Below are 306 nucleotides of genomic sequence, written 5' to 3'. Positions count from 1 at the left end.
CCGGCATCCAAGGTAATAGTTCCACCAGCACAGATTTCCTGGTCCAAACCAAGGTCTACAACCGGATTTGGATGAACAGTAACATTCACATCATCCGTTGCTGAACAACCATTGGCGTCGGTTACTACTACTGAATAGTTTCCACTTGCATTTACGGTTACACTTTGAGTGGTTGCCCCATTTGACCATAGGTAGCTTGATCCCGGATTATCGGCATCCAAGGTAATAGTTCCTCCAGCACAGGTTTCCTGATCTAAACCAAGGTCTACAACAGGATTTGGATGAACAGTAACATCCACATCATCC

1 protein-coding gene is annotated in these 306 nt (G+C 45.4%); it reads right to left on the bottom strand.

The features are described 5' to 3' along the window. On the bottom strand, positions 1-306 hold a 306-nt coding region (locus tag M0051_RS19720; RefSeq protein WP_306743283.1), incomplete at both ends, for a hypothetical protein.

Source organism: Marinifilum sp. D714, assembly GCF_030851345.1.
GTDB lineage: Bacteria > Bacteroidota > Bacteroidia > Bacteroidales > Marinifilaceae > Marinifilum.
This window is presented reverse-complemented; position numbering and strand designations above follow the sequence as displayed.